8 protein-coding genes and 1 pseudogene are annotated in these 6177 nt (G+C 63.6%); 8 read left to right on the top strand and 1 reads right to left on the bottom strand.

Translation table 11 applies throughout. The features are described 5' to 3' along the window. Positions 1-90: 90 nt before the first annotated feature. Positions 91-525, bottom strand: a complete 435-nt coding sequence (gene merR, locus ACOTWU_RS24945; protein WP_000429836.1) for an Hg(II)-responsive transcriptional regulator — start codon at positions 523-525, stop codon at positions 91-93. A 71-nt stretch (positions 526-596) separates the two neighbouring features. On the opposite strand from merR, the gene ACOTWU_RS24940 reads away from it, so the two are divergent. The 8 genes and pseudogenes from ACOTWU_RS24940 to ACOTWU_RS24905 all read left to right on the top strand — a co-directional run. Further along, a complete protein-coding gene (locus ACOTWU_RS24940) occupies positions 597-947 on the top strand; it encodes a mercuric transport protein MerT (protein ID WP_001294663.1) in 351 nt (116 codons plus the stop codon). A gap of 13 nt (positions 948-960) precedes the next feature. Continuing rightward, on the top strand, positions 961-1236 hold the full coding sequence (gene merP / locus ACOTWU_RS24935) for a mercury resistance system periplasmic binding protein MerP (protein WP_000732292.1): 276 nt from the start codon (positions 961-963) through the stop codon (positions 1234-1236). Between the two features lie 35 nt (positions 1237-1271). Then, positions 1272-1694, top strand: coding sequence for an organomercurial transporter MerC (merC, locus tag ACOTWU_RS24930; RefSeq protein WP_001447540.1), 423 nt, complete (start codon positions 1272-1274; stop codon positions 1692-1694). Positions 1695-1745: 51 nt separating this feature from the next. Next, positions 1746-3440, top strand: a complete 1695-nt coding sequence (gene merA, locus ACOTWU_RS24925; protein WP_000105636.1) for a mercury(II) reductase — start codon at positions 1746-1748, stop codon at positions 3438-3440. Between the two features lie 17 nt (positions 3441-3457). Beyond that, a complete protein-coding gene (merD, locus tag ACOTWU_RS24920) occupies positions 3458-3820 on the top strand; it encodes a mercury resistance co-regulator MerD (RefSeq protein WP_001277456.1) in 363 nt (120 codons plus the stop codon). Beyond that, positions 3817-4053, top strand: a complete 237-nt coding sequence (gene merE / locus ACOTWU_RS24915) for a broad-spectrum mercury transporter MerE (protein ID WP_000993386.1) — start codon at positions 3817-3819, stop codon at positions 4051-4053. Before merD ends, merE begins: the two co-directional genes overlap by 4 nt. Before the next feature lie 35 nt (positions 4054-4088). Continuing rightward, positions 4089-4757, top strand: coding sequence for an EAL domain-containing protein (locus ACOTWU_RS24910; protein WP_001300294.1), 669 nt, complete (start codon positions 4089-4091; stop codon positions 4755-4757). A 74-nt stretch (positions 4758-4831) separates the two neighbouring features. Next, positions 4832-6082, top strand: a pseudogene (locus ACOTWU_RS24905) (transposase); the annotation flags it as partial. Positions 6083-6177 lie beyond the last annotated feature (95 nt).

Below are 6177 nucleotides of genomic sequence, written 5' to 3'. Positions count from 1 at the left end.
AATGTTTTCCATGATGGTTCTCCGAATGAAAGCCTGTCCTCAGCATAGTACTGGGAAGGAGGGAGTGACCATCTCATTAAATAAAGCACGCTAAGGCATAGCTGACCTTGCCAGGCCTGCTTCGCCCTGTAGTGACGCGATCAACGGGCAGGAAACATTCCCCTTTCGTGCATGGCAGGCGCACACGAGTTCAGACAGCACGGTTTCCATGCGCGCCAAGTCGGCCATCTTCTCGCGCACGTCCTTGAGCTTGTGTTCGGCCAGGCTGCTGGCCTCCTCGCAGTGGGTGCCATCGTCGAGCCGCAACAGCTCGGCAATCTCGTCCAGACTGAACCCCAGCCGCTGTGCCGATTTCACGAATTTCACCCGAACCACGTCCGCCTCCCCATAGCGGCGGATGCTGCCGTAAGGCTTGTCCGGTTCCCGCAACAGGCCCTTGCGCTGATAGAAGCGGATTGTCTCCACGTTGACCCCGGCCGCCTTGGCAAAAACGCCAATGGTCAGGTTTTCCAAATTATTTTCCATATCGCTTGACTCCGTACATGAGTACGGAAGTAAGGTTACGCTATCCAATCCAAATTCAAAAGGGCCAACGTATGTCTGAACCACAAAACGGGCGCGGTGCGCTCTTCGCCGGCGGGCTGGCCGCCATTCTTGCATCGACCTGCTGCCTGGGGCCGCTAGTACTGGTCGCCCTGGGCTTCTCCGGTGCTTGGATCGGCAACCTGACGGTGCTGGAACCCTATCGACCGTTGTTCATCGGCGCGGCGCTAGTGGCGCTGTTCTTCGCCTGGAAGCGGATTTACCGGCCCGTGCAGGCATGCAAGCCAGGTGAGGTCTGCGCGATTCCGCAGGTGCGCGCCACCTACAAGCTGATTTTCTGGATCGTGGCCGTGCTGGTCCTGGTCGCGCTTGGATTTCCCTATGTCGTTCCATTTTTCTATTAACCAGGAGTTCATCATGAAGAAACTGTTTGCCTCCCTTGCCCTCGCCGCCGCTGTTGCCCCGGTGTGGGCCGCTACCCAGACCGTCACGCTAGCGGTTCCCGGCATGACTTGCGCCGCCTGCCCGATCACAGTCAAGAAAGCGCTCTCCAAGGTCGAAGGCGTGAGCAAGGTCGATGTGGGCTTCGAGAAGCGCGAGGCCGTCGTCACTTTTGACGACACCAAGGCCAGCGTACAGAAGCTGACCAAGGCCACCGCAGACGCCGGCTATCCGTCCAGCGTCAAGCAGTGAGCCAGCAAGCCAACGACAACAGCGAGAGCCGCTTCATGGGACTGATGACACGCATTGCCGATAAAACCGGCGCGCTCGGCAGCGTCGTTTCCGCGATGGGCTGCGCCGCCTGCTTTCCAGCCCTCGCCAGCTTCGGCGCGGCCATCGGGCTGGGCTTCTTGAGCCAGTACGAGGGACTGTTCATCAGCCGCCTGCTGCCGCTGTTTGCCGCGCTGGCCTTCCTGGCGAACGCGCTGGGTTGGTTCAGTCATCGGCAATGGCTGCGCAGTCTGCTCGGCATGATCGGCCCGGCCATCGTGTTTGCGGCCACGGTCTGGCTGCTCGGCAACTGGTGGACGGCGAACCTGATGTACGTCGGCCTGGCCTTGATGATTGGGGTGTCGATCTGGGACTTCGTGTCGCCGGCGCATCGCCGTTGCGGACTGGACGGCTGCGAACTCCCCGCCAAGCGCTTGTGAAAGACGGCTGACCGTGCGACACGGCGGCCCACACGAATAAGGAACGATGGTATGAGCACTCTCAAAATCACCGGCATGACTTGCGACTCGTGCGCAGTGCATGTCAAGGACGCCCTGGAGAAAGTGCCCGGCGTGCAATCAGCGGATGTCTCCTACGCCAAGGGCAGCGCCAAGCTCGCCATTGAGGTCGGCACGTCACCCGACGCGCTGACGGCCGCTGTAGCTGGACTCGGTTATCGGGCCACGCTGGCCGATGCCCCCTCAGTTTCGACGCCGGGCGGATTGCTCGACAAGATGCGCGATCTGCTGGGCAGAAACGACAAGACGGGTAGCAGCGGCGCATTGCATATCGCCGTCATCGGCAGCGGCGGGGCCGCGATGGCAGCGGCGCTGAAGGCCGTCGAGCAAGGCGCACGTGTCACGCTGATCGAGCGCGGCACCATCGGCGGCACCTGCGTCAATGTCGGTTGTGTGCCGTCCAAGATCATGATCCGCGCCGCCCATATCGCCCATCTGCGCCGGGAAAGCCCGTTCGATGGCGGCATCGCCGCTACCACGCCGACCATCCAGCGCACGGCGCTGCTGGCCCAGCAGCAGGCCCGCGTCGATGAACTGCGCCACGCCAAGTACGAAGGCATCTTGGAGGGCAATCCGGCGATCACTGTGCTGCACGGCTCCGCCCGCTTTAAGGACAATCGCAACCTGATCGTGCAACTCAACGACGGCGGCGAGCGCGTGGTGGCATTCGACCGCTGCCTGATCGCCACCGGCGCGAGCCCGGCCGTGCCGCCGATTCCCGGCCTGAAAGACACTCCGTACTGGACTTCCACTGAAGCGCTGGTCAGCGAGACGATTCCTAAGCGCCTGGCCGTGATTGGCTCATCAGTGGTGGCGCTGGAGCTGGCGCAGGCGTTCGCCCGACTCGGAGCGAAGGTGACGATCCTGGCTCGCAGCACGCTGTTCTTCCGCGAAGACCCAGCTATAGGCGAAGCCGTCACGGCCGCATTCCGCATGGAGGGCATCGAGGTGAGGGAACACACCCAGGCCAGCCAGGTCGCGTATATCAATGGTGAAGGGGACGGCGAATTCGTGCTCACCACGGCGCACGGCGAACTGCGCGCCGACAAGCTGCTGGTCGCCACCGGCCGCGCGCCCAACACACGCAAGCTGGCACTGGATGCGACGGGCGTCACGCTCACCCCGCAAGGCGCTATCGTCATCGACCCCGGCATGCGTACAAGCGTGGAACACATCTACGCCGCAGGCGACTGCACCGACCAGCCGCAGTTCGTCTATGTGGCGGCAGCGGCCGGCACTCGCGCCGCGATCAACATGACCGGCGGTGACGCGGCCCTGAACCTGACCGCGATGCCGGCCGTGGTGTTCACCGACCCGCAAGTGGCGACCGTAGGCTACAGCGAGGCGGAAGCGCACCATGACGGCATCAAAACTGATAGTCGCACGCTAACGCTGGACAACGTGCCGCGCGCGCTCGCCAACTTCGACACGCGCGGCTTCATCAAACTGGTGGTTGAAGAAGGCAGCGGACGACTGATCGGCGTGCAGGCAGTGGCCCCGGAAGCGGGCGAACTGATCCAGACGGCCGCACTGGCGATTCGCAACCGGATGACGGTGCAGGAACTGGCCGACCAGTTGTTCCCCTACCTGACGATGGTCGAAGGGTTGAAGCTCGCGGCGCAGACCTTCAACAAGGATGTGAAGCAGCTTTCCTGCTGCGCCGGGTGAGGACAAGGAGGTGTGCGATGAGCGCCTACACGGTATCGCAACTGGCCCATAACGCTGGGGTGAGCGTACATATCGTGCGCGACTACCTGGTGCGCGGCTTGTTACGGCCGGTGGCCTGCACCACGGGCGGCTACGGCGTGTTCGACGATGCGGCCTTGCAACGGCTGTGCTTCGTGCGCGCGGCCTTCGAGGCGGGTATCGGCCTGGATGCCCTGGCGCGGCTGTGCCGTGCGCTCGACGCAGCGGACGGCGCACAAGCCGCAGCGCAGCTTGCCGTGCTGCGCCAGTTGGTCGAGCGGCGGCGCGCGGCGTTGGCCCATCTGGACGCGCAACTGGCCTCCATGCCAGCCGAGCGGGCGCACGAGGAGGCATTGCCGTGAACGCCCCTGACAAACTGCCGCCCGAGACGCGCCAACCCGTTTCCGGCTACCTGTGGGGTGCGCTGGCCGTGTTGACCTGCCCCTGCCATCTGCCGATTCTCGCCGCCGTGCTGGCCGGGACGACCGCCGGTGCCTTCCTTGGCGAGCATTGGGGTGTTGCCGCGCTCGCGCTGACCGGCTTGTTCGTTCTGGCCGTAACGCGGCTGCTGCGCGCCTTCCGGGGCGGATCATGACGAGTTCGCAGCCCGCCGGATGGACGGCGGCCGAGTTGGCGCAGGCGGCGGCGCGCGGACAGCTTGACCTGCATTACCAGCCGCTGGTCGATCTGCGCGATCACCGGATCGCTGGCGCGGAAGCGTTGATGCGCTGGCGGCATCCGAGGCTTGGCCTGTTGCCGCCCGGCCAGTTCCTGCCGCTGGCCGAGTCGTTCGGCCTGATGCCGGAAATAGGCGCGTGGGTGCTGGGCGAGGCCTGTCGCCAGATGCACAAGTGGCAAGGACCGGCATGGCAACCGTTCCGTCTTGCCATCAATGTGTCCGCCAGCCAGGTTGGGCCAACGTTCGACGACGAGGTAAAGCGGGTGCTGGCCGATATGGCCCTGCCCGCCGAGCTTCTGGAGATCGAACTGACCGAATCGGTCGCATTCGGCAATCCAGCCCTGTTCGCCAGTTTCGACGCCTTGCGCGCCATCGGCGTGCGCTTCGCCGCCGACGACTTCGGCACCGGCTATTCCTGCCTGCAACATCTGAAATGCTGCCCCATCACCACATTGAAAATCGACCAATCCTTTGTCGCCAGGCTCCCGGATGATGCCCGTGACCAAACTATCGTGCGGGCGGTGATCCAGCTCGCGCACGGGCTGGGCATGGATGTCATTTTCAGAAGACGACTGCACCAGTTGATTGGGCGTAATGGCTGTTGTGCAGCCAGCTCCTGACAGTTCAATATCAGAAGTGATCTGCACCAATCTCGACTATGCTCAATACTCGTGTGCACCAAAGCGAGGTGAGCATGGCGACGGACACCCCACGGATTCCAGAACAAGGCGTGGCCACTCTGCCTGATGAGGCTTGGGAGCGTGCGCGCCGTCGTGCGGAGATCATCAGTCCGTTGGCGCAGTCGGAGACGGTCGGGCACGAAGCGGCCGATATGGCGGCTCAGGCGCTGGGCTTGTCTCGGCGCCAGGTATACGTTCTGATCCGGCGTGCCCGGCAAGGCAGCGGCCTCGTGACGGATCTGGTGCCCGGCCAGTCCGGTGGAGGTAAAGGTAAGGGGCGCTTGCCGGAACCGGTCGAGCGCGTCATCCACGAGCTACTGCAAAAGCGGTTCCTGACCAAGCAGAAGCGCAGCCTAGCGGCCTTTCACCGCGAAGTCACTCAGGTGTGCAAGGCTCAAAAACTGCGAGTGCCGGCGCGCAATACCGTGGCCTTACGGATCGCTAGCCTTGACCCGCGCAAGGTCATCCGCCGGCGGGAAGGCCAGGATGCCGCTCGTGACCTACAAGGTGTGGGCGGCGAGCCTCCTGCCGTGACCGCGCCGCTGGAGCAGGTGCAGATAGACCATACGGTCATCGACCTGATCGTGGTCGATGACCGCGACCGGCAACCTATTGGCCGCCCGTACCTGACCCTCGCCATCGACGTGTTCACCCGCTGCGTGCTCGGCATGGTCGTCACGCTGGAAGCGCCGTCTGCCGTTTCGGTTGGCCTGTGCCTCGTGCATGTCGCCTGCGACAAGCGCCCTTGGCTGGAAGGACTGAACGTGGAAATGGATTGGCAGATGAGCGGCAAGCCCTTGCTGCTCTACCTAGACAACGCGGCCGAGTTCAAGAGCGAGGCCCTGCGCCGGGGTTGCGAGCAGCATGGCATCCGGCTGGACTATCGCCCGCTGGGACAGCCGCACTATGGCGGCATCGTGGAACGGATCATCGGCACGGCGATGCAGATGATTCACGACGAACTGCCGGGAACGACCTTCTCCAACCCTGACCAGCGCGGCGACTACGATTCCGAAAACAAGGCCGCCCTGACGCTGCGCGAGCTAGAGCGCTGGCTCACATTGGCGGTCGGCACCTACCACGGTTCGGTGCACAACGGCCTGCTCCAACCGCCGGCCGCGCGCTGGGCCGAGGCCGTGGCGCGTGTCGGCGTACCGGCCGTCGTCACACGCGCTACTTCGTTCCTGGTCGATTTTCTGCCGATCCTCCGGCGCACGCTGACCCGCACCGGCTTTGTCATCGACCACATCCACTACTACGCCGATGGGCACTGTTGCAAATAGTCGGTGGTGATAAACTTATCATCCCCTTTTGCTGATGGAGCTGCACATGAACCCATTCAAAGGCCGGCATTTTCAGC

Source organism: Enterobacter cloacae complex sp. GYL001, assembly GCF_049237125.1.
GTDB classification, from domain to species: Bacteria; Pseudomonadota; Gammaproteobacteria; order Enterobacterales; family Enterobacteriaceae; genus Enterobacter; species Enterobacter hormaechei_C.
Note: the sequence above shows the minus strand (reverse complement) of the source record. Positions and strands in the feature narration are given on the sequence as shown.